Source organism: Salinarimonas rosea DSM 21201, from assembly GCF_000429045.1.
GTDB classification, from domain to species: domain Bacteria; phylum Pseudomonadota; class Alphaproteobacteria; order Rhizobiales; family Beijerinckiaceae; genus Salinarimonas; species Salinarimonas rosea.
This window is the reverse complement of the sequence record NZ_AUBC01000006.1, coordinates 248,954-270,610: the sequence shown is the minus strand read 5'-3', so window position 1 is coordinate 270,610 and position 21,657 is coordinate 248,954. Positions and strand designations below refer to the sequence as shown.

Annotated in this window: 14 protein-coding genes; 6 read left to right on the top strand and 8 right to left on the bottom strand. The window is 71.3% G+C overall.

What is annotated here, in order from left to right:
* Window positions 1-3: 3 nt before the first annotated feature.
* A complete protein-coding gene (locus G407_RS26130; RefSeq protein ID WP_052341022.1) occupies window positions 4-2,049 on the bottom strand; it encodes a protein meaA in 2,046 nt (681 codons plus the stop codon).
* Between the two features lie 206 nt (window positions 2,050-2,255).
* On the opposite strand from G407_RS26130, the gene ccrA reads away from it, so the two are divergent.
* Window positions 2,256-3,512, top strand: a complete 1,257-nt coding sequence (gene ccrA, locus G407_RS0106440; protein ID WP_029030153.1) for a crotonyl-CoA carboxylase/reductase — start codon at window positions 2,256-2,258, stop codon at window positions 3,510-3,512.
* Between the two features lie 62 nt (window positions 3,513-3,574).
* Here the strand turns inward: ccrA and G407_RS0106435 are convergent, their stop codons facing one another.
* Window positions 3,575-4,573 carry a hypothetical protein gene (locus G407_RS0106435; protein ID WP_029030152.1) on the bottom strand — a complete coding sequence of 333 codons (999 nt, stop codon included), beginning with the start codon at window positions 4,571-4,573 and terminating at the stop codon, window positions 3,575-3,577.
* 226 nt (window positions 4,574-4,799) lie between these two features.
* Entirely contained in the window at window positions 4,800-5,840 is a 1,041-nt protein-coding gene (fliG, locus tag G407_RS0106430; protein ID WP_029030151.1) for a flagellar motor switch protein FliG, read from the bottom strand.
* Window positions 5,841-6,118: 278 nt separating this feature from the next.
* On the opposite strand from fliG, the gene G407_RS0106425 reads away from it, so the two are divergent.
* Entirely contained in the window at window positions 6,119-7,468 is a 1,350-nt protein-coding gene (locus G407_RS0106425; protein WP_029030150.1) for a flagellar hook protein FlgE, read from the top strand.
* Here G407_RS0106425 and G407_RS26125 read toward each other — a convergent pair.
* Together G407_RS26125 and G407_RS26120 are read right to left on the bottom strand one after the other, a co-directional pair.
* Window positions 7,452-8,636, bottom strand: a complete 1,185-nt coding sequence (locus G407_RS26125; protein ID WP_043539044.1) for a patatin-like phospholipase family protein — start codon at window positions 8,634-8,636, stop codon at window positions 7,452-7,454. The genes G407_RS0106425 and G407_RS26125 overlap by 17 nt on opposite strands.
* A gap of 58 nt (window positions 8,637-8,694) precedes the next feature.
* A complete protein-coding gene (locus G407_RS26120; protein ID WP_043539043.1) occupies window positions 8,695-9,672 on the bottom strand; it encodes a glycerophosphodiester phosphodiesterase in 978 nt (325 codons plus the stop codon).
* A gap of 200 nt (window positions 9,673-9,872) precedes the next feature.
* Between G407_RS26120 and G407_RS0106410 the strand changes: the two genes are divergently transcribed.
* From G407_RS0106410 to G407_RS0106400, 3 genes are all read left to right on the top strand, one after another.
* Window positions 9,873-11,792: a propionyl-CoA synthetase gene (locus tag G407_RS0106410; protein ID WP_029030149.1), complete on the top strand. Its 1,920-nt coding sequence runs from the start codon at window positions 9,873-9,875 to the stop codon at window positions 11,790-11,792.
* A gap of 83 nt (window positions 11,793-11,875) precedes the next feature.
* Entirely contained in the window at window positions 11,876-12,208 is a 333-nt protein-coding gene (locus G407_RS26115) for a hypothetical protein (protein ID WP_156917487.1), read from the top strand.
* Window positions 12,205-13,668, top strand: a complete 1,464-nt coding sequence (locus G407_RS0106400) for a methyl-accepting chemotaxis protein (protein WP_169728764.1) — start codon at window positions 12,205-12,207, stop codon at window positions 13,666-13,668. Before G407_RS26115 ends, G407_RS0106400 begins: the two co-directional genes overlap by 4 nt.
* 47 nt (window positions 13,669-13,715) lie before the next feature.
* On the opposite strand, the gene G407_RS0106395 is transcribed toward G407_RS0106400, so the two are convergent.
* From G407_RS0106395 to G407_RS0106385, 3 genes are all read right to left on the bottom strand, one after another.
* Window positions 13,716-15,344, bottom strand: coding sequence for a CTP synthase (locus tag G407_RS0106395; protein ID WP_029030147.1), 1,629 nt, complete (start codon window positions 15,342-15,344; stop codon window positions 13,716-13,718).
* A 116-nt stretch (window positions 15,345-15,460) separates the two neighbouring features.
* The gene (gene secG / locus G407_RS0106390) at window positions 15,461-15,850 is read right to left on the bottom strand and encodes a preprotein translocase subunit SecG (RefSeq protein ID WP_029030146.1); all 390 of its coding nucleotides are present in this window, start codon (window positions 15,848-15,850) and stop codon (window positions 15,461-15,463) included.
* 179 nt (window positions 15,851-16,029) lie between these two features.
* A complete protein-coding gene (locus tag G407_RS0106385) occupies window positions 16,030-16,650 on the bottom strand; it encodes a peroxidase-related enzyme (protein WP_084327350.1) in 621 nt (206 codons plus the stop codon).
* 127 nt (window positions 16,651-16,777) lie between these two features.
* Between G407_RS0106385 and G407_RS0106380 the strand changes: the two genes are divergently transcribed.
* A complete protein-coding gene (locus G407_RS0106380; protein ID WP_052341019.1) occupies window positions 16,778-21,628 on the top strand; it encodes an NAD-glutamate dehydrogenase in 4,851 nt (1,616 codons plus the stop codon).
* Window positions 21,629-21,657 lie beyond the last annotated feature (29 nt).

Below are 21,657 nucleotides of genomic sequence, written 5' to 3'. Positions count from 1 at the left end.
GCCTCAGTAGCTCCCCCGCGCCGCCCGGCGATCGCGCTTCGACGCCTGCGGCGCCGGCGGCGTCTCGGGGGCCGGGGGCTTGTCGAGGGAGCGGGAGATCACGCCGACGATCTCGCCCATGATCGCATCGATCTCGTAGTCCTTCGGCGTGTAAACCTTCGAGACGCCCATGTTGGAGAGGACGAGCGCGTCCTCGTTCGAGATGATGCCCCCGACCACGACCGGGATGTGGTCGAGGCCCTCGAGCCGCAGCCGCGCCATCACCTCGCGCACCAGCGGCACGTGCGAGCCCGAGAGGATCGAGAGCCCGATGACGTGCGCCTTCGTCTGTGCCGCGCGGGCCACGATCTCGGCCGGCGTCTGGCGGATGCCGTCGTAGGCGACCTCCATGCCGACGTCGCGGGCGCGCAGCGCGATCTGCTCGGCGCCGTTGGAATGCCCGTCGAGGCCGGGCTTGCCGACGACGATGGTCGGCGCACGGCCGAGCGTCTCGGACAGCTCGGTCACCAGCAGCCGCACCTCGCGCTCGCGCGGGGTGACCTTCGTCTCCAGCGTGACGCCCGTCGGCGCGCGGTACTGGCCGAACACCGCGCGCAGACGCTCGCCCCATTCGCCGGTGGTGACGCCGGCCTTCGCGCAGGCGATGGACGGCTCCATGACGTTCGCGTCCGAGCGCGCGGCGGCCTCGAGCGCGTCGAGCGCGGCGCTCGCCGCCGCCTCGTCGCGGGTGGCGCGCCACTCCTTCAGGGCGGCGATGGCGCCGAGCTCGACGTCCTCGGACACCGTGAGGATGGCGCGGTCGCCCGTCACCAACGGCGAGGGCTCGCCCTCGCGGTAGCGGTTGACGCCGACGACGACGCGCTCGCCCTCCTCGATCTCGGAGACCCGCGCGGCGTTCGACTCGACCAGCGCCCGCTTCATGTAGCCGCTCTCGACGCAGGCCACCGCGCCGCCCATCGCGTCGATCGCGGCGAGCTCGGCGCGGGCCTGCTCCCGGATCGCTGCGACCTCGCGCTCGATCACGGCCGAGCCGTCGAAGATGTCCTCGTACTCGAGGAGATCGGTCTCGAGCGCCAGGATCTGCTGCATCCGGAGAGACCATTGCTGGTCCCACGGCCGCGGCAGGCCCATGGCCTCGTTCCAGGCCGGCAGCTGCACCGCGCGGGCGCGCGCCTTCTTGGAGAGGGTGACGGCGAGCATCTCGATGAGGATGCGGTGGACGTTGTTCTCCGGCTGCTGCTCGGTCAGCCCGAGGGAGTTCACCTGCACGCCGTAGCGGAAGCGGCGGCTCTTCTCGTCGGCGATGCCGTAGCGCTCGCGGCAGACCTCGTCCCACAGGTCGGCGAAGGCGCGCAGCTTGCAGATCTCGGTGACGAAGCGCATGCCGGCGTTCACGAAGAAGGAGATCCGCCCCACCATCTGGGCGAAGTCCGCCTCCGGCACGCCCACGGCCTTCACCCGGTCGAGGACCGCGCAGGCGGTGGCGAGCGCAAAGGCGACCTCCTGCACCGGCGTCGCCCCCGCCTCCTGCAGGTGGTAGGAGCAGACGTTCATCGGGTTCCACTTGGGCATCGCCTCGCGCCCGAAGAGGATCGTGTCGCGGGTGAGCCGCAACGAGGGCTCGGGCGGGAAGATGTAGGTGCCCCTCGAGAGGTATTCCTTGACGATGTCGTTCTGCGTCGTGCCGGTGAGCGCGTCGCGCGGTGCGCCCTGCTCGTCGGCCACGGCGACGTAGAGCGCGAGCAGCCAGGGCGCCGTCGCGTTGATCGTCATCGAGGTGTTCATGGTGGCGAGCGGGATCTGGTCGAGCAGCGTGCGCATGTCGCCGAGATGCGCGATCGAGACGCCGACCTTGCCGACCTCGCCGCGGGCGAGCTCGTGATCCGGGTCGTAGCCGGTCTGCGTCGGCAGGTCGAAGGCGATGGACAGGCCGGTCTGGCCCTTGGCGAGGTTGCCGCGATAGAGCCTGTTCGACTCCACCGCCGTGGAATGGCCCGCATAGGTGCGGAAGATCCACGGCTTGTCGCGGGTGCGTCCGGTCTCGCTCATCGCGCCTCTCCCGATCGTCGCCCCGGTTCGTGCGAGGCGGAGCATGGTGCACTGCATATAGAGCGCGGTCCAGCGCCGCGCCCTCATCCCTTTTGCCGAGAGGCGAACCGGGAACGGAGCCGGCGCCTCCCCCTTTGGTCGTGTTGCGATGCACCCCTCCCGCGCTACTCTCGCGCCACGGGATGCGAGACGACGAGGACGAGACCATGTCGAGCCAGCCGGTGAAGGACGCCTACGAGATCGGGGAGATCCCCCCGCTCGGCCACGTGCCGGCGACGATGCTCGCCTACACGATCCGCAAGGATCGCCACGGCCCGCCGATGGAGAGCCTGGTCGTCGAGCGCGTGCCCACCTGGGAGATCGGCGACGACGAGGTGCTGCTCTACATGATGGCCGGCGGCGTCAACTACAACGGCGTCTGGGCCGCGCTCGGCCAGCCGGTTTCGGTGCTCGACTTCCACAAGAACCCCTTCCACGTCGCCGGCTCGGACGCGGCGGGCGTGGTCTGGAAGGTCGGCGCCAAGGTCAAGCGCTGGAAGGTCGGCGACGAGGTCATCGTCCACTGCAACCAGGACGACGGCGACGACGAGGAGTGCAACGGCGGCGATCCCATGCTCTCCGCCTCGCAGCGGATCTGGGGCTTCGAGACGCCCGACGGCGGGCATGCACAGTTCGCGCGGGTGCAGTCGCGCCAGCTGATGGAGAAGCCGCGCCACCTCACCTGGGAGGAGAGCGCCTGCTACACGCTCACCCTCGCCACCGCCTACCGCATGCTCTTCGGCCACCAGCCGCACACCCTGAAGCCCTCCGACAACGTGCTGGTCTGGGGCGCCTCCGGCGGGCTCGGGGTCTTCGGCGTGCAGCTCTGCGCGGCGGCGGGCGCCAACGCCATCGGCATCATCTCCGACGAGACCAAGCGCGACTACGTGCTCTCGCTCGGCGCCAAGGGCGTCATCAACCGCAAGGACTTCTCCTGCTGGGGGCAGATGCCGCAGGTCGGGACCGACGAGTACAATGCCTGGGCCAAGGAGGCGCGGCGCTTCGGCAAGGCGATCTGGGAGCTCACCGGAAAGAAGGACGTCGACATCGTCTTCGAGCACCCGGGCGAGGCGACCTTCCCGGTCTCCTGCCTCGTGGCCAAGCGCGGCGGCATGGTGGTGTTCTGCGCCGGCACGACCGGGTTCAACCTGAGCTTCGACGCGCGCTACGTCTGGATGCGCCAGAAGCGCATCCAGGGCTCCCACTTCGCCCACCTGAAGCAGGCCTCGGCGGCGAACCAGTTCGTGCTCGACCGGCGCATCGACCCGTGCATGTCCGAGGTGTTCTCCTGGGACAAGATCCCGCTCGCCCACCACAAGATGTGGAAGAACGAGCACGCGCCCGGGAACATGGCGGTGCTGGTGAACGCGCCGCGCACGGGGCTGCGGACGTTCGAGGACGCGGTGGAGGCGGCTGGGGGGTAGTGCCTCCGGAGCATGAGCCTCCGGTCCGCCCAAAGGCGTATCGCAACGGCCGTTTCCGAAGTCTATGCGCCCGTTGCTGCGTCGAGCTGCCGGAAGAAGGGCGCCGGATCGTCCAACCTGAACGCGACCGCATCGACAGTCCGCCGCCCCCCGAAGACGGTGCGGACCTGGATGGGGCTGCCGAGCTCGAGGAACACGTTGGGCCAGGCGAGGACGGCCGCATTGAGCGTTCGCTTCGACTTCAGGCGCTCGGAGTCGAAATTGGCCGTCCTCCTCGCGATGGCATCGAGAGGTATCGTCTCGTCGACGAGGCTGCCGGCTCGCACCACGACCGCGTTCCGATGCACGAGAACAGGATAGATCCGGAACGACTTGAGCAAGGCGACGAGCCAGATCACGCCCCAGACGCTCAGTGCGAGCAGCACCAGCGCCGCCGTTTCGCTCCATAGGCCGACCAGCAGGTGAACCACGGCCAGCTCGATCAGCTGGAGAACGAGGAAAGCCGCCACCATCGGTGTGAGATGGCGGTGGTATGCAAAAGCCTGGGCTCCGGCAGGGATGTCCGCCGGCACATTCCAGCGAAACAGCGCAAGCGCGGCCATCGACAGTTCGGCGTGAACCAGATCGACCAGTCGCCTCGGCAGGATCTCGCCGACTGCCGCAGCAAGCGAGCCCGACTGCCGCAGACGGATCGCCGCCTCGGTCACGCTCCAGAACGCGTATAGGGCGAGGGTCAGCGCCATGGCCGCCGAGACCGCCGGCATGCCGAACAGGGCCTCCCGGACCGGCGCTGCGGCGGCGATCGGGACGATCAGGCAGGCCGCCGCAAAGGCTCCGAGGATGGCGCGCAGGCCCGGACGCCTGTCCGGCGCCTTGGCGATCGTCGCGAGAGCCAGCGCGTCCGCCGCGATCCAGAGGAACAACAGGGCCGCCGCCCGAGGGTATTCGCCGGCGAGCGCGGTCTTCGTCAGCACTCTCGCCGCCAGGATGGCGAGAACGGGAGCCCCCAGGAGCAGGGCAGCCCGGAGCCAGCTCGGTACAGGTCGCAGAAAGCCGTGCATCGCATATCCTCGTGCGCCGGGCATTCGGCGCATCAGACCGTGCGGGCGGTGCCTCGACAACCCGCCCGACGACGTTCCGGTTTCGAGAGAAGCCCGATGCGGCGCCGTGTGCAGCCTCGACGCCGGCGGCCATGCGGCGCGCGCTCGGTGCCGGCGTCACCCGAGAGAGCGACCCGCGGGTCGCGACGTCCGTGACCGGAATCGCCCCGCTCGGGATGCCGGGGCCTCAGTAGATCAGCTCTTCCTCGGCGCGGTTCTTGGAGATCATGATGTCGCCCTTGTCGGCGAGCTCCTTGGCCAGGTTGACCATCGCGAGCTGGGCCTCGTCGACGTCCTTGATGCGGATCGGCCCGAGCGACTCCATCTCCTCGTTGAGGTTCTTGGCGGCGCGGCTCGACATGTTGCCCATGAAGAAGGCTCGCACCGGCTCGGGCGAGCCCTTGAGCGCCTTGCACAGCACCGCCTTGTCGACCTGGCGGATCAGCGTCTGGGCCGAGGCCGGATCGAGCTTGGTGAGGTCCTCGAAGGTGAACATCAGCTGGCGGATGCGCTTGGCCGCGTCGCGGTTGAGGTCGTCGAGCGCCGAGAGGAAGCGGGTCTCCGTCTGGCGGTCGAAGGCGTTGAACACTTCCGCCATCGCCTCGTGCGCGTCGCGCTTGGCGGTCTGGGCGACGGCGCCGACGAACTCGAGGCGCAGCGTCTCCTCGATGTGGTGGAGCGCCTCCTTCTGAACCGTCTCGAGCTTGAGCATGCGGTTGACGACGTCGAGCGCGAAGTCGTCGGGCAGCATCGTGAGCACCCGCGCGGCGTGGTCGGGGCGCACGCGGGAGAGGATCACCGCGACCGTCTGCGGGTATTCCGAGCGCAGGTAGTTCGCCAGGATCTCGGCGTCGATCTGCGAGAGGCGCGTCCAGATGCGCTTGCCCGAGGTGTTGTAGATCTCGGCCATGATGATGGCCACCTGGTCGGGCGGGAAGACCTTCATCAGGAGCTGCTCGGTGCGCTCCACCGAGCCCGAGACGCTCGAGTTCGACAGCCGCTGGATGAAGTCGACGATCAGCCGCTCGACCGTCGAGGCATCGACGGTGCCGAGCTGCACCATCGCGTGGGAAACCGAGCGCACCTCCTCCTCGTCGAGCATCGCCCAGATCGGCTTGCCGTGCTGCTCGCCGAGAAGCAGCAGGAACAGCGCCGCGCGCTGGGGCCCGGGGAGGCTGTCGAACTCGTCGGTGGCGGCGAGCGCGGCGGTGACGGCGGAGGCGGCCATGGCGAGATGGTCCCGGAACTGTGTGTCTGGTGCGGGATTCGCCATCGCGCACCCGCGCGCCCAGCACACACGCGTGAGCGTTAACGGAGGGTTAAGCCCACGGCCGAACCCGGCAGATCCTGCCGGGCGGAGCGCGTCCCTTGCCGGGCGCCGGCCTCGACCGATCCGCGCGAACCCTTGTGCCGCAAGGATCGCACCCGTGGCACGCTGCTTGCGCCGCCGTCGGCGAGTGGCGCTGCGTTCCGGCGTCGACGGGAAGCGAAGAGGGTAGATCGGTCATGGGCAGCTTCGGATCCTTGCTGACCGCGGTGGCGGGCCTCAGGTCCCAGTCCTTCAGCATGCAGAACATCTCGGGCAACATCGCGAACTCCTCGACCCCCGGCTTCAAGCGGGTGGACACGAGCTTCGCGGACCTCGTCCCCGAGCAGCCGATCTCGCGGCAAGTCTCGGGCTCGGTGAACGCGTTCTCGCGCGCGACGAACACGCTCACGGGCTCGTACCTGCCGACGAACATCGACACCAACGTCGCGCTCAACGGGCAAGGCTTCTTCGTCGTCGGCCAGCCCCCGGTGACGACGACGACGGTCGTGCGCCAGAGCCCGGAGCTCTACACACGGCGCGGCGACTTCGAGCTCGACCGGCAGGGCTACATGGTCAACGGCGCCGGCTACGCGCTGCGCGGCACGATGCTCGATCGCACGACGGGCGCGCCGCTGCCCAACCAGCAGGGCGGCTTCATCCAGATCACGCAGGAGCTGCTCGGGCGGCTCGACCCGAACCCGACCTCGACGGTGACCTACCAGGCCTCGCTGCCGACGAACCCGGGCACGGTGACCGCCCAGGGCGGCGGCACCGCCGAGATGGTCCCGGCCGGCGGGCCGGCGGCGGTCACGGAGGCGCAGGAGACCGACTTCCTGAACTCCACCCTGCCCGGTGGCAGCGTCACCGTCTACAACGCGGTGGGCGCCATCGGCAGCATGAACCTGCGCTGGGGACGGCTGACCAACGATCCGGCGGCGGGCAGCACCTGGGCGCTCTACTACGAATCCCGCTCGGGCACCCCCACCGACACCTGGCGGCGCCTCGACACCGACGCCGTGTCCTTCAACACCGCCGGCGCGATGACCGGCCCGCCGGACGGGGCGCTCTCGTCGGGCACGGACGTCACCATCAACAACGTCGTGTTCCAGCCGGTCGACATCAACATCCAGGGCGGCATGACGGTGAACGACACCGGCGGCTCGGTGATCCCGAGCTTCATCGAGCAGAACGGCTTCGGTGTCGGCCGCTACGAGAGCGTGGCGATCTCCGAGGAGGGCGTGGTCTCGATCTCCTACAGCAACGGTCAGGTCCGCCCGGTGGCGGAGCTGTCGCTCGTCGGCTTCTTCGCGCCCAACGCCCTGCGCCGGGTCGACGGCGGCGCCTTCGAGGCCACTCGCGAATCCGGCGATCCCTCCGTCGCCTTCGCCCGCGGCACGGTGCTCGCCGGCGGCGTGGAGAGCTCGAACGTCGACATCTCCGAGGAGTTCGCCAAGATGATCGTCACCCAGCAGGCCTACACCGCCAACACGCGGGTGATCTCGGCCTCACAGGAGATGATCCGAGACGTGCTCAACGTCGTGCGGTAACGGCGCGCGCGGGGCTCGCGCCGTCGTCGAACGCGGTGCCCGCCAGCGCGCGGGCATAGCCGTGCGCGAATGCGTCGCGCATGTCCTCGCGATCGAAGGCGAGCGGGTCCGCGTCCGGCAGGTCCGCGCCGATCGACGCCACGGAGAAGGACAGCCCGCGCCGGCGCGCGAAGGCGCGGGTGTCCTCGAGGATGCGCTGCGTGTTCGCCTTCACCGCCGTCTCGAACGACCGCACGACGACGGGAAGCGTCGAATCCGCGACGACCTCGAAATCGGGGCCGACGCGGCCGTTGACGATGACCCTGACATCTCCGTCCCGCGTCGGCAGGTCCGCCCCGATCCGGCCGTCCAGCAGCGCCTCGGGGACGACCAGCACGTTGGCCGTCACCCCGCCGTCGACGTGCAGCTCCTCGAACGCCCGGCCGGCCGCCGCCACCTCGATCCGTACCGGCTCGTAGGCGCCCGGGAGCGCGGCCGACGCGCGCAGCACCCGCCGGAACAGGGCCGGCGCCTCGGGATGCCCCGATGCGGCGATCGCACCCAGGTCCCAGATCACGCCCCGCTGCGAATCGAGATTGGTGGTGACGACCAGGAGCCGACGCCCGGCGCGGTGCTCGCCCGCGATCCGTGCGAGCACCCGCGCATCGACGACCTCGGCGATCAGCCGCTCGAGCGGCCGCGGGTCGAGTGCGCCGCTCGCCAGGATCGAGAGCGGGTTGCGCAGCCGCACGACGCCGGCGGCGGAGCCGTCGGCGAACATGGCCTCGATCACCGGATCGTAGGCCTCGCCCAGGAAGACGAGCGGCGCGATCAGCGCACCGATCGAGACGCCGCTCACGATGTCGAAGACGGGACGATCGCCCCGTGCGCTCCAGCCGGTGACGACACCGGCACCGAAGGCACCCGTGGCGCCGCCCCCGGAGATCGCGAGCACCTGCATCCGTCCTCCCGCGTAGCCGCGGGTGGCGCGCGCGAGCGCACGGACCCGTGCCCGGACGGTCTCGGGTGGCGCGTCGAGATACAGGCGCGCGTCGGCGATCCCGGGGATCTCCGCCGCCTCGGCGAGCGCGGCGTCGTACGGCTCGCGCGGCGTGCTCGCGCAGGCGCTCGCGCCGAGCGCCAGCAGGACCACCGAGACCGTCCGCGCTCGCCGAAGCCATTCCGTCATGGTCGCCCGCCTCGCCCCGTTGGGCGGGCAACGCCGGGCCTGCGGCTGCGGTTCGACGTCAGCGCCTCGGTAGGCGGACCTGCGGCGCCACCGCGTCGCCGCGCTCGACGAGGAGCGCCCGCAGGCGGTTGGGGTAGTCGGTGACGATGCCGTCGACGCCCATCTCCACGAGCCGGCGCATGGCGGCGATCTCGTTGACCGTCCAGGGGATCACGGCGAGGCCGAGCCCCTTCGCCTCCGCCAGGCTCTCGGGGTCGACGTCCTCGTGGTGCGGCGACCAGACCCTGCAGCCGGCAGCCGCCGCGAGCCGCGGCGCGGAGCCCTCCGCGTCGTCCGCGTCACGGCCGCCGAGCCACGGCGAGGCGCCGGGCCGGCCCACCTCCAGCGTATCGAAACGCCCCTGCGCCGTCAGGCAGACCCGCGCGATCTCGGGCGCACTCTCGGCCATCGCGTCGAGGGTGCGCCAGTCGAAGCTCTGCACGCTCACCCGCTCCGCGAGGCCGTGCGCGCGCACGAGCTCGGCGAGGAGGGCGGCGAAGGCCTCCGGCGTGGGCGAGAGGTCGGCGCGGTCGGGGCGGATCTTGGTCTCGAGATTGTAGCGCACGTGCCCGGCGCCGAGCGCCTCGACGCGGGCGAACACCTCCTCCAGCGTCGGGATACGCGCGCCGTCGCGGGTGATCTGGTCGGCGAAGCGGCGGGCGTAGTCGGAGCCCGGGCGGATCCGGCCGACGTCGTAGGTCTTCACCGCCTCCAGCGTCAGGCCCCGCAGGGGCAGCGGCTCGCTCACCCAGCTCCCGTCCGGCCCCCGCGCGATGTCCGGCGAGAGCGCGAGGTCGTGATGGACGACGAGGACGTCGTCGGCGGTGACGACGAGATCGAGCTCGAGCGTGTCGACGCCGATGGCGAGCGCCTGGTCGACGGCCGCGAGCGTGTTCTCCGGCGCGAGCCCGCGCGCGCCGCGGTGGCCCTGAAGGTCGAAGGCGTGGGCAGGCGCGGCGGCGAGGAACGCCGCCGCGAGGATGAGAATGAGCCGCATCGTCCACCTCGCGCATCGGATCGGTCCATCCTAGGGCCTAAACCGGCGCGAATGAAGCGCACCGGGCGCGGATCCGCCCGCGCGGCACGCATCCGCGCTCTCCCCGATGGCCGAAAGTCTGGCTTGGCGCGATCCTGCGCGCCGTGCATGCGCGACGCATCGTACGGCCGAACGAGACGACGCTACGGGAGGACGAAGCCATGACGACGCCGGGCGCCAGCCGCTACCACGAGGTTTACGCCGCCTGGAAGGCCGACCCACGGGCCTTCTGGGGCGAGGCGGCGAAGGCGATCGACTGGTTCACCCCACCCGAGACGGTGCTCGACGAGAAGGCCGGGGTCTACGGCCGCTGGTTCGAGGGCGGCGTGTGCAACGTCTGCCACAACGCGCTCGACCGCCACGTCGCCGAGCGCGGCGACCAGAAGGCGATGATCTGGGACAGCGCCATGACCGGCGAGACGGCGGCGTGGACCTATGCCGAGATGCGCGACGAGGTCGCCGCTCTGGCGGGCGTGCTGCGCGAGATGGGTGTCGAGAAGGGCGACCGGGTCGTCGTCTACATGCCGATGATCCCGCAGGCGGTCTTCGCCATGCTCGCCTGCGCGCGCATCGGCGCGATCCATTCCGTCGTCTTCGGCGGCTTCGCGGCGAAGGAGCTGGCGACCCGCATCGAGGACGCGACCCCCAAGGCCATCCTCTCGGCCTCGTGCGGCCTCGAGCCGGGGCGGACCGTCGCCTACAAGCCGCTGCTCGACAAGGCGATCGACCTGTCGATCCACAAGCCCGACGCGTGCCTGGTCTTCCAGCGGCCGCAGGCGCAGGCGACGCTCGTCGAAGGGCGCGACCGCGACTGGGCGCAGGCCGTCGCGGGCGCGAAGGCGCAGGGGCGCCTGGCCGATTGCGTGCCGGTGGCGGCGACCGATCCGCTCTACGTGCTCTACACGTCCGGCACGACCGGCAAGCCCAAGGGCGTCGTGCGCGACACCGGCGGATACATGGTGGCGCTGGCCTGGTCGATGCACGCGCTCTACGGCGTGCGGCCCGGCGAGGTGTACTGGTGCGCCTCCGACGTCGGCTGGGTCGTCGGGCATTCCTACATCGTCTACGGCCCGCTGATCGCCGGGTGCACCACCATCCTCTACGAGGGCAAGCCGGTGGGCACGCCCGACGCCGGCGCCTTCTGGCGCGTGATCGCCGAGCACGGCGTCACCACGCTGTTCACGGCGCCCACCGCCCTGCGGGCGATCAAGAAGGAGGATCCGCGCGCCGAGCACCTCGCGCGGTACGACCTCTCGCGCTTCCGCGCGCTGTTCCTCGCCGGCGAGCGCGCCGATCCCGCCACCGTGCAATGGGCGGAGGAGACGCTGAAGGTCCCGGTCATCGATCACTGGTGGCAGACGGAAACCGGCTGGGCCATCGCCGGCAATCCCGTCGGGCTCGGCGCGCTGCCGGTCAAGCACGGCTCGCCGACCGTGCCGATGCCGGGCTACGACGTGCGCATCGTCGACGAGGCCGGGCAGGACGTCGGCCTCAATACGATGGGCTCCATCGTCATCCGCCTGCCGCTGCCGCCGGGCTGCCTGCCGACGCTCTGGCACGCGGACGACCGCTTCCGCGAGAGCTACCTCGAGGCCTTCCCCGGCACCTACAGCACGTCGGACGCCGGGTTCGTCGACGAGGACGGCTATCTCTTCATCATGGGCCGCACGGACGACATCATCAACGTCGCCGGCCATCGCCTCTCCACGGGCGGCATGGAGGAGGTGCTCGCCTCGCATCCGGCGGTGGCGGAGTGCGCGGTCGTCGGCGTCAAGGACGCGCTGAAGGGCGAGGTGCCCTGCGGGTTCGTGGTGCTCAAGGCCGGCGTCGAGGCGACGCCGCTCGAGGTCGAGAAGGAGCTCGTGGGGCTGGTGCGCGAGCGGATCGGCCCGGTCGCCGCGTTCAAGCTGGCGATCACCGTCGGGCGCCTGCCGAAGACGCGCTCGGGCAAGATCCTGCGCGGCACGATGAAGAAGATCGCCGACGGCGACGACTGGGCGATGCCCGCCACGATCGACGACCCGTCCATCCTCGACGAGATCTCCTCGGAGCTGTCGCGACGTGGGTTCGGGCGGATCTAGAGCGCGTTACTTTAACCTGCATTTAAACCGAGAGGCGCAGTCTTATTCCGGCATGCGACATGTTCGTCGCTCCGGAATCCGCAATGACCCGGCTGCTCCTCGCGCTCTTCGTGCTCGCTTCGCTCGCGCTCCCGCTCGCCGCGGGTGCGCCGGCGGACGTGCGCACGGGCGCGGCGGTCGTCTTCCCGCCCTGGACGAGCCAGGCCGACGCCTTCGCCCGGATCGGGCAGAGCGGCGGCGCGCTCGTCAGCGCGGGCTCGGTCCCCTTCGTCGCCGTGGCGACCGCGAGCGAGCCTGCCGCCTTCGCGCGTGCGGTGCGGACGGCCGGCGCCTGGCTCCTCCTCGATCCCGGCGCGCTCGGCGGCTGCCTCGTCCCGGATTCGGGTGCCTATACCACATCATCCTCGAGGACATGACAGAGATGGTCGACGTCTCCACCCTCCGCATCACCACGGCGAAGGCGCTCTCTGCACTGCTCGCCGCGCACGTCGCCGTCGCCGCCGCCATCGCGCTGGCGATCGGCGGCTCCCTCGTCGCGAACGTCGCCATCGCCGCGCTCCTCGCGGCGCCCGGCATCGCTCTGACGCTGACACGGCCCGACAGCCCCGAGACGCGCTTCGCCATCGCCATCGGGCTCATCGCCCAGGTCTCGCTCTTCGTCTGGGAGCTCGCGGGTCACCCGTGGCAGATCGACGTGCACATGTACTACTTCGCGACGCTCGCGATGCTGGCGGGCTTCTGCGACTGGCGCACGATCATCGTGGGCGCGGCGGTCACCGCCCTGCACCACCTGTCGTTCAACTTCCTGATCCCGCTCGCGGTCTTCCCCGAGGGCGCGAGCTTCCTGCGCGTCGTCCTGCACGCGGTGATCGTCGTGCTGGAGACCGCGGTGCTCACCTGGGTCGTGCTGACCCTCGAGACGATGATCGCCGCCTCCCGCGAGGGGCTCCTCGCGGCCGAGGCCGCCGCGGCCAAGGAGCGCGAGCTCGCCGAGGTGCGCGCCGCCGAGGGCCGCAAGGTCGCCGAGCGCGCCGCGACCGTGGACAGGCTCGCCGCCGAGTTCGAGAGCGGCATCCGCTCGGCGCTCGCGAGCCTCGACGGCGCCTTCAAGGCCATGCGCGAGCAGGCGGACGGCCTGACCGACATCGCGAGCCGCACCCGCGGCTCGGTGTCGGACGCGATGGGTCGGTCGGAGGCCACCGCGGCCAACATCCAGCACGTCGCCGCCTCGGGCGAGGAGCTCGCGGCGTCGATCGGCGAGATCGGCCGCTCGGCCCAGTCCTCCTCCGAGATCGCGGCGCGCGCCGTCGCCGGCGCCCGCGCGACCGACGCCCACGTCCAGGATCTCTCGGCCGCCGCCCGCTCGATCGGCGAGGTCGTCGACCTGATCCGGACCATCGCCGAGCAGACGAACCTGCTCGCGCTCAACGCCACGATCGAGGCGGCGCGCGCGGGCGAGGCCGGCAAGGGCTTCGCCGTCGTCGCCGCGGAGGTGAAGACGCTCGCCAACCAGACCGCCAAGGCCACCGAGGAGATCGCCGCCAAGGTCTCCGAGATGCAGGCGGCGACCGACGGGTCGGTGACCTCGATCCGCGACATCGCCTCGACCATCGACGAGATGAACCAGCTCGCCGCCGCCATCGCCTCCGCCGTCAGCCAGCAGAGCGCGGCGACATCGGAAATCTCCCGCAACGTGCAGGAGGCGGCGAACGGGGCGCGGGCGGTGAACGGGGCCGTCGACGTCGTCGGCGGGCTCGCCGACGAGACCGGCTCGGCCTCCGAGGCGATCATCGCCGCGTCGAAGGCGCTCGCCGGCGAGGCCGCGGAGATCCGCGCCCGGGTCGAGGGCTTCGTCTCCAAGGTGCGCGCGGCCTGAACGGCCGCGGGCGTCCCCTCTCCCGCCCGGGAGAGGGGCCCTGGGGCTCACACCAGGCGGGACTGGACCAGCGCCGCCTCGATGAAGCTGCGGAACAGCGGGTGGGGCTCGAAGGGGCGGGACTTCAGCTCGGGGTGGAACTGCACGCCGACGAACCACGGGTGGTCGGCGCGCTCCACGATCTCGGGCAGGAGCCCGTCCGGCGAGACGCCGCAGACCAGGAGCCCCGCCTCCTCCAGCCGATCGCGGTAGGCCATGTTGACCTCGTAGCGGTGGCGGTGGCGCTCGCTGATCTCGGTCGCGCCGTAGATGTCGGACACGCGGCAGCCGGCGGCGAGGGTCGCCGCGTAGGCGCCGAGCCGCATCGTGCCGCCGAGATCGCCCGCCGCGGCGCGGCGCTCGAGCTCGTTGCCGCGCATCCACTCGGTCATCAGGCCCACCACGGGCTCGTCGGTCTTGCCGAACTCGGTGGAGCCGGCGCCGTCGATCCCCGCGAGCGAGCGCGCGGTCTCGATACAGGCCATCTGCATGCCGAAGCAGATGCCGAAATAGGGGATGTTGCGCTCGCGCGCGAAGCGCACCGCCTGGATCTTGCCCTCCGAGCCGCGCTGGCCGAAGCCGCCGGGCACCAGGATGCCGTTGACGTTCTCGAGGTAGGGCGCCGGGTCGGACTGCTCGAAGATCTCGCTCTCGATCCACTCGAGGTTGACCCTCACCCGATTGGCGATGCCGCCGTGGTTGAGCGCCTCGATCAGGGACTTGTAGGCGTCCTTCAGGCCGGTGTACTTGCCGACGATGGCGATCGTCACCTCGCCCTCGGGGTTCTTCACCCGCTCGACGATGTCCTCCCAGGTGGAGAGATCGGGCTCGGGCGCGTCGGCGATGCCGAAGGCGGCGAGCACCTCGGTGTCGAGTCCCTCGGCGTGGTAGGAGAGCGGCACCTCGTAGATCGAGGGCACGTCGCGCGCCTCGATCACCGCCGTCTCGCGGACGTTGCAGAAGAGCGCGAGCTTGCGCCGCTCCTCGCGCGGGATCGGCCGGTCGCAGCGGCACAGCAGGATGTCGGGCTGGATGCCGATGGAGCGCAGCTCGGCGACCGAGTGCTGTGTGGGCTTCGTCTTGAGCTCGCCGGCGGACGGGATGAACGGCAGCAGCGTCAGGTGGATGTAGATCGCGTGCCCGCGCGGCAGCTCGTTGCCGAGCTGGCGGATCGCCTCGAAGAAGGGCAGGCCCTCGATGTCGCCGACCGTGCCGCCGATCTCGACGAGGACGAAGTCGTAGCCCTCGTTCCCGGTGAGAACGAAATCCTTGATCGCGTTGGTGACGTGGGGGATCACCTGGATCGTCGCGCCGAGGTAGTCCCCGCGCCGCTCCTTGGCGATGATGTCCTGGTAGATGCGGCCCGTGGTGATGTTGTCCTGCTTCGTCGCCGGCACGCCGGTGAAGCGCTCGTAGTGCCCGAGGTCGAGGTCCGTCTCGGCGCCGTCGTCGGTGACGAAGACCTCGCCGTGCTGGTAGGGGCTCATCGTCCCCGGGTCGACGTTGAGGTAGGGGTCGAGCTTGCGCAGGCGGACCTTGTAGCCGCGCGCCTGCAGCACCGCCCCGAGGGCCGCCGAGGCGAGGCCCTTGCCGAGCGATGACACCACGCCGCCGGTGATGAATACGTACCGCGTCATGGACCTTCACCTTCATGACGGCACCCTCGATTCGCAAGCGGCGAATCGAGTCCTGCCGTGATCATCCACATGCGAGCAGAGCCGCGGCCGAGATCAGCCCCGGTCACGGCGCCGCGTCAGCGCGACTGCGGGACCTCGGGCCCCGCCGGGGCGCCGCCCTGCATCCGGTCGAGCTCCTCGAGCACGCCGGGACCCGGCAGCGGCGCGCCGGGCGCGGACGGCTGTTCGGGCGCGGAGGAGAGCGGCAGGGTGTCGATCACCGAGGTCGGGGCGCGGTCGATGCCCGCGAGGATCGCGAGCGCGAGGCTGGTTGCGAAGAACAGCCCGGCGAGCACCGCGGTGGCGCGGGTCAGCACGCTCGCCTGGCCGCGGCCGGTCATGAAGCCCCCGCCGCCCGACGAGCCGCCGCCCATGCCGAGGCCACCGCCCTCGGAGCGCTGCAGCAGCACGACGCCGACGAGCGCCAGCACGATGATGAGGTGGACGATGATCAGAACGGTTTGCATTGAAACAGCCTCGAGCGGCCCCGCGCCCGGCGGGCCGCTCGTCACGTCTTGCGATGAGCGCCGCGTCTAGCACGGTCGCGGCGGCCGTTCCAGGGTGAAAAGCCGCAGCCCGCGCATCTCGCCCATGTGGGTGCCGGCAGAGCATGCCGCAAGGACGCCCGCGGGCGTCCGCGGCGCCCTCAGCGGGCCATCGCGTGGTACTCAGGGTTGGGGCGCATGTCGGTCGCCGAGGCGAGGCGGTTCGACATGGCGAAGAACGACGCCACCGCCGCCACGTCCCAGATGTCGACGTCGGCGAAGCCGGCGTCGCGCAGCGCCTGCCGGTCGGCCTCGCCGATGGCGGCGGAGGCGACGGCGACCTTCTCGGCGAAGGCGAGCATGGCGACGTGGCGCGGCGCGAGCCGGGCGGCGCGCCAGTTCACGCAGAGCGTGTCCCCGAGCACCGGATCGCCCGAGAGCTGCCGCACCGCCGCGCCGTGCGCGGTGACGCAATAGAAGCAGCGGTTCGCCGCCGAGACCACGACCGCGATCATCTCGCGCTCGAGCTTGGACAGGCCGGACGGCGCCAGCATCAGGCCGTTGTAGAAGGCGGCGAAAGCCGAGAGCTTGGCGTCGTCGTGGGCGTAGGCCGCGAGCACGTTCGGCACGAAGCCGATCTTCTCCGCGCACCTGGCGAGATAGGCGCGCATCCCCGGCGAGAGCTCTCCCTCGGGCAGGTCTAGCGCCGTGGGCTTCGCCTCCTCCGGCTCCCGGCGCGACGCGATCTGGGGCGGATTCGATCCCGAACTCGGCTCGCTCATGACACTCTCCTCCCGGTCGCGCGTTGGTGCGCGGCGAATTGTTGCAGCGGGAGGCGGGCTATGCCAAGCCTTGCCGCGAGCGTCGACGCCGTCCGCCGGGACGGCGAGCGACCCGAGGAGGGGCGTCATGGACCGGATCGAGGACGGGGACACGGGCGGCACGATCGCGGCGGCGATGGCCGCGCTCGAGGAGGAGCGCAGCCGCCAGGCGCCCCCGCGCGTGGTCGACGACCTCTTCGGCCGCACGCCCCGCGAGGACCTCGACCGCTACGCCCCCGCCGAGCTCGCGGAGCTCGCCAACGCCGCCTACGATCACCTGCGCAAGCCCCGCGCCTTCGCGCCCGGCGCCGACCGCCACGACCTCCTGGTCGTCGACCGCGAGCTCGCCGGCGACGGCACCGCCCCCGGGCGCGAGCTGACGCTCGTCGAGGTCGTCAACGACGACATGCCCTTCCTGCTCGACTCGACACTCGCCGAGATCGTCGACCAGGGCTACGAGCCGCGCCTCGTCGCGCACCCGATCCTCACCCTCCGCCGCGACGAGGCGGGGCGCCTCGTCGAGCTGATCGGCCCCGCCCGCGGGGCGCCCCCCGCGGGCGCGATGCGCGAGAGCCTCATCCACATCCACCTCGACCGGCTCGACGAGGAGGCCCGCGAGCGCCTGCGCGCGGGCCTGGAGCGCGTCTACGCGGACGTCGCCGTGGCGGTGGCGGACTGGGGCGCCATGCGCGAGCGGCTCGCCGGCGCGATTCGCCGCTACCGCGAGACGCCCCCTCCCCTGCCCGCCCAGGAGACCGAGGAGGCGCTCGCCTTCCTCGACTGGATCGCCGCGGACAATTTCACGCTGCTCGGCGTGCGCGAGTACAGCTTCCCGCACGGCGACGTCGCGGCGGCGCCGATCGAGGGCTCGGGGCTCGGCATCCTGCGCGATCCCGCCGTCAAGGTGCTGCGTCGCGGCCGCGAGCTCGTCGCCATGACGCCCGAGGTCCGCGCCTTCCTGGAGAAGCCGTCCGCGCTGATCACCACCAAGGCCAACGTGAAGTCCCGCGTCCATCGCCGGGCGCATCTCGACTATGTCGGCATCAAGCTGTTCTCGGACGTCGGCGAGGTCGCCGGCGAGCTGCGCGTGGTCGGCCTGTTCACGGCGAGCGCCTACACCGAATCGACAGACGACGTGCCGGTGTTGCGCCTGAAGCGGGACAAGGTCCTGGAGCGGGCCGAGTTCGACCCGCAGAGCCACGCCGGGCGCGCGCTCATCAACGTGCTGGAGAACTACCCGCGCGACGAGCTCTTCCAGATCGACGAGGAGACGCTCTACGACTTCGCGCTGGAGATCATGAACCTCGCCGATCGCCCGCGCGTGCGCGTGCTGGCCCGGCCCGACGAGTTCGACCGCTTCGTCTCCGTGCTCGTGTTCATCCCCAAGGATCGCTACGACACGCAGGTGCGCCGCAAGGTCGGCGAGTTCCTCGCCGGCGTCTACCAGGGCCGCGTCTCGGCCGCCTACCCGGCCTATCCGGAAGGGCCGCTCGCACGCACGCACTACATCATCGGCCGCGAGGAGGGCGAGACGCCCGACATCTCCCGCGCGCAGCTGGAGGACGGCGTCGGAGCGATCGTGCGCACCTGGGGCGACGCCCTGCGCGACGCGCTGCGCGAGGAAATCGGCGGCCCGCGGGCGCGCACGCTCGCCGCGCGCTACGCCGACGCCTTCAGCGCCGCCTATCGCGAGGCCTTCTCCGCCCACGAGGCGATCCGCGACATCCTCATCGTCGAGCGCATCTCGGCCGACCGGCCGCGCGCGGTGGATCTCTACCGCCGCGAGGGCGATCCCGAGACGCGGGTGAACCTGAAGGTCTTCTCCCGCGGCGCCGGCCTGCCGCTCTCCGAGCGCGTGCCGCTGCTCGAGAACCTCGGCTTCCACGTCGTCAACGAGCGGACCTACCGCGTCCTCCCCGCCGGCGCCGCCGACGGCGATCGCGTCTGGCTGCACGACATGACGCTGACCCGCGCCGCCGGCGGCGCGATCACGATCGAGCGCATCGAGAAGACCATCGAGGCGGCGCTGCTCGCCTTGTTCCGCGGCTTCGCCGAATCGGACGGCTTCAACAAGCTCGTGCTCGAGGCCGAGCTCGGCTGGCGGGACGTCGCCATGATCCGGGCGCTGGCGCGCTACCTGCGCCAGGTCCGCATCGCCTACGGGCAGGACTACCTCGCCACGACCCTCGCCCGCCATCCCGACCTGGCGGCGGCGATCGTCGACTATTTCTACGCCCGATTCGACCCGCGCGTGACCGACCGGCGCCCGCGGGAGGAGGCCGAGGCCGAGGTGCGCGGGCGCATCGAGGAGATGCTCGGCGCCGTGCAGAGCCTCGACGACGACCGCATCCTGCGCCGCTTCGTCAACCTCGTCGAGGCGACCCTGCGCACGAACTACTTCCAGATCGAGCCGAACGGCCAGGCCCGGCGCACCATCGCCTTCAAGATCGAGTGCGCGAAGGTCGAGGCCATGCCCCTGCCCCGCCCGCTCTACGAGGTGTTCGTCTACTCGCCGCGCGTCGAGGGACTGCATCTGCGCTTCGGCAAGGTGGCGCGCGGGGGCCTGCGCTGGTCGGACCGCCCGCAGGACTTCCGCACCGAGGTGCTCGGCCTCGTCAAGGCGCAGCAGGTCAAGAACGCCGTCATCGTGCCGGTCGGCGCCAAGGGCGGCTTCGTGCCCAAGCGCCTGCCGCCGGCGAGCGACCGCCAGGCCTGGTTCGAGGAGGGGCGGGAGAGCTACAAGGTCTTCATCGACACGCTGCTCGAGCTCACCGACAACATCGTCGGCGACGACGTCCGCCCGCCGCCGGACACCGTGCGTCACGACGGCGACGACCCGTATCTCGTCGTGGCCGCCGACAAGGGCACCGCGACCTTCTCCGACACGGCCAACGCCCTCTCGCTCGCCCGCGGCCACTGGCTCGGCGACGCCTTCGCCTCGGGCGGGTCGAACGGCTACGACCACAAGGGCATGGGCATCACGGCGCGCGGCGCCTGGGAGGCGGTGAAGCGCCACTTCCGGGAGATGGACGTCGACATCCAGTCGCAGCCGGTGACGGTCGCGGGCGTGGGTGACATGTCGGGCGACGTCTTCGGCAACGGCATGCTGCTCTCGCGCGCGATCAAGCTCGTCGCCGCCTTCGACCACCGCGACATCTTCATCGACCCCAACCCCGACCCCGAGGCCTCCTTCACCGAGCGCAAGCGCCTGTTCGACCTGGGCCGCTCCTCCTGGGCCGACTACGACGCGAGCCTGATCTCGCCGGGGGGCGGCGTGTTCTCGCGCAGCCTCAAGGCGATCCCGCTCACGGATGCGATGCGCGCCCTGCTCGACCTCGACCAGAAGACCGCGACCCCCTTCGAGGTGATGCGCGCGATCCTGCGCATGCGCGTCGACCTGCTCTGGTTCGGCGGCATCGGCACCTACATCCGCGCCGCGAGCGAGACCGACGAGGCCGTGGGCGACCGCGCCAACGACGCGATCCGGGTCACCGGCGGCGAGCTGCGCGCGCGGGTGATCGGCGAGGGCGCCAACCTCGGCGTCACCCAGCTCGGTCGCATCGAGGCGGCGCGCCGGGGCGTGCGCCTCAACACCGACGCGATCGACAACTCGGCGGGCGTGAACACGTCCGACGTCGAGGTCAACATCAAGATCGCCCTCGACACCCCCCTGCGCGACGGCCGCCTGACGCCGGACGCGCGCAACGCGCTGCTCGCCGAGATGACGGAGGAGGTCGCGGGCCTCGTCCTGCGCAACAACTATCTCCAGACGCTCTCGCTCTCGCTGGCCGAGCGACGCGGGGCCGGAGACGTCGGCTTCGTGCGCCGCCTGATGCAGGGCCTCGAGCACGAGGGCCGGCTCGACCGCGGCGTCGAGCAGCTGCCCGACGACGTGGCGCTCACGGCCCGCGCCGAGGCCGGCGAAGGCCTGACGCGGCCCGAGCTCGCCGTGCTCCTCGCCTACGCCAAGCTCCAGCTCTACGATCAGCTGCTCGCGAGCCCGGTGCCCGACGACCCCTATCTCGGCCGCGAGCTCGACCGCTACTTCCCCGCCGCGCTCCAGGAGCGCTTCGAGGATGCGATCCAGACGCATCGGCTGCGCCGGGAGATCATCGCGACCCAGCTCTCGAACGCCATCGTCAACCGCGGCGGGCCGACCGTCATCGCCCGTCTCGCGGACGCGACCGGCGCCGACGCCCCCACAATCGCCGCCGCCTACGCCGCGGCGCGCGACTCCTTCGGCCTCGTCGCGCTCAATGCCGGCGTCGACGCGCTCGACAACGCCGTCGGGGGCGCGCTGCAGCTCACGCTCTACGCCGAGCTCGAGGAGCTGGCGATGAACCGCATCGGCTGGTTCATCCGCAACGTCGACCTCGACCTCGAGCCGCTCGATGCGATCATCGGGCGCTTCCGCGAGGGTGTCGTGGCCGTCGAGGAGGCGCTGGCCGACTGCCTGCCCGACGCCGCGCAGGCGCTCTGGCGGGAACGCACCGGCGCGCTGACCGCCCAGGCGGTGCCGGAGACGCTCGCCCGCCGGCTCGCGGCGCTGCCGATCCTCGTCGCCGCGCCCGACATCGTGCTCATCGCCGGCGACGCGGGGCGCTCGATCCGCGACGTCGCGGCGACCTACTTCGCCCTCGACGAGACCTTCCGGCTCGGCACGCTCGCCGCGCAGGGCCGCGATGTGGCGATCTCGGACTACTACGACCGCCTCGCGCTCGAGCGCGCGCTCTCGGGCGTCGCCGACGCGCATCGCCGGCTCACGGCGGAGATCGCCCGCGAGCAGGGCTCCGGCCGCGACGCGGTCGAGGCCTGGTGCGCGAGCCGCCCGGACGTGACGCGCATCCGCACCGCCGTGGACGGCATCGTCTCGTCGGGGCTGACCTTGTCGAAGCTCACGGTGGCGGCGAGCCTGCTCGGGGACCTGACGCGCGGCTGAGGGGCGAGCCGCGCCGCGTTCACGCGGAT

Bases quoted from the DNA above. Each gene is read 5' to 3' on its own strand.
- G407_RS0106435 (WP_029030152.1), bottom strand. From the start codon at position 4,573: ATGCACGGCTTTCTGCGACCTGTACCGAGCTGGCTCCGGGCTGCCCTG.
- ccrA (WP_029030153.1), top strand. From the start codon at position 2,256: ATGTCGAGCCAGCCGGTGAAGGACGCCTACGAGATCGGGGAGATCCCC.
- secG (WP_029030146.1), bottom strand. From the start codon at position 15,850: ATGCAAACCGTTCTGATCATCGTCCACCTCATCATCGTGCTGGCGCTC.
- G407_RS26115 (WP_156917487.1), top strand. From the start codon at position 11,876: ATGACCCGGCTGCTCCTCGCGCTCTTCGTGCTCGCTTCGCTCGCGCTC.
- G407_RS0106425 (WP_029030150.1), top strand. From the start codon at position 6,119: ATGGGCAGCTTCGGATCCTTGCTGACCGCGGTGGCGGGCCTCAGGTCC.
- fliG (WP_029030151.1), bottom strand. From the start codon at position 5,840: ATGGCCGCCTCCGCCGTCACCGCCGCGCTCGCCGCCACCGACGAGTTC.
- G407_RS0106385 (WP_084327350.1), bottom strand. From the start codon at position 16,650: ATGAGCGAGCCGAGTTCGGGATCGAATCCGCCCCAGATCGCGTCGCGC.
- G407_RS0106395 (WP_029030147.1), bottom strand. From the start codon at position 15,344: ATGACGCGGTACGTATTCATCACCGGCGGCGTGGTGTCATCGCTCGGC.
- G407_RS0106410 (WP_029030149.1), top strand. From the start codon at position 9,873: ATGACGACGCCGGGCGCCAGCCGCTACCACGAGGTTTACGCCGCCTGG.
- G407_RS0106380 (WP_052341019.1), top strand. From the start codon at position 16,778: ATGGACCGGATCGAGGACGGGGACACGGGCGGCACGATCGCGGCGGCG.
- G407_RS26130 (WP_052341022.1), bottom strand. From the start codon at position 2,049: ATGAGCGAGACCGGACGCACCCGCGACAAGCCGTGGATCTTCCGCACC.
- G407_RS26125 (WP_043539044.1), bottom strand. From the start codon at position 8,636: ATGACGGAATGGCTTCGGCGAGCGCGGACGGTCTCGGTGGTCCTGCTG.
- G407_RS0106400 (WP_169728764.1), top strand. From the start codon at position 12,205: ATGACAGAGATGGTCGACGTCTCCACCCTCCGCATCACCACGGCGAAG.
- G407_RS26120 (WP_043539043.1), bottom strand. From the start codon at position 9,672: ATGCGGCTCATTCTCATCCTCGCGGCGGCGTTCCTCGCCGCCGCGCCT.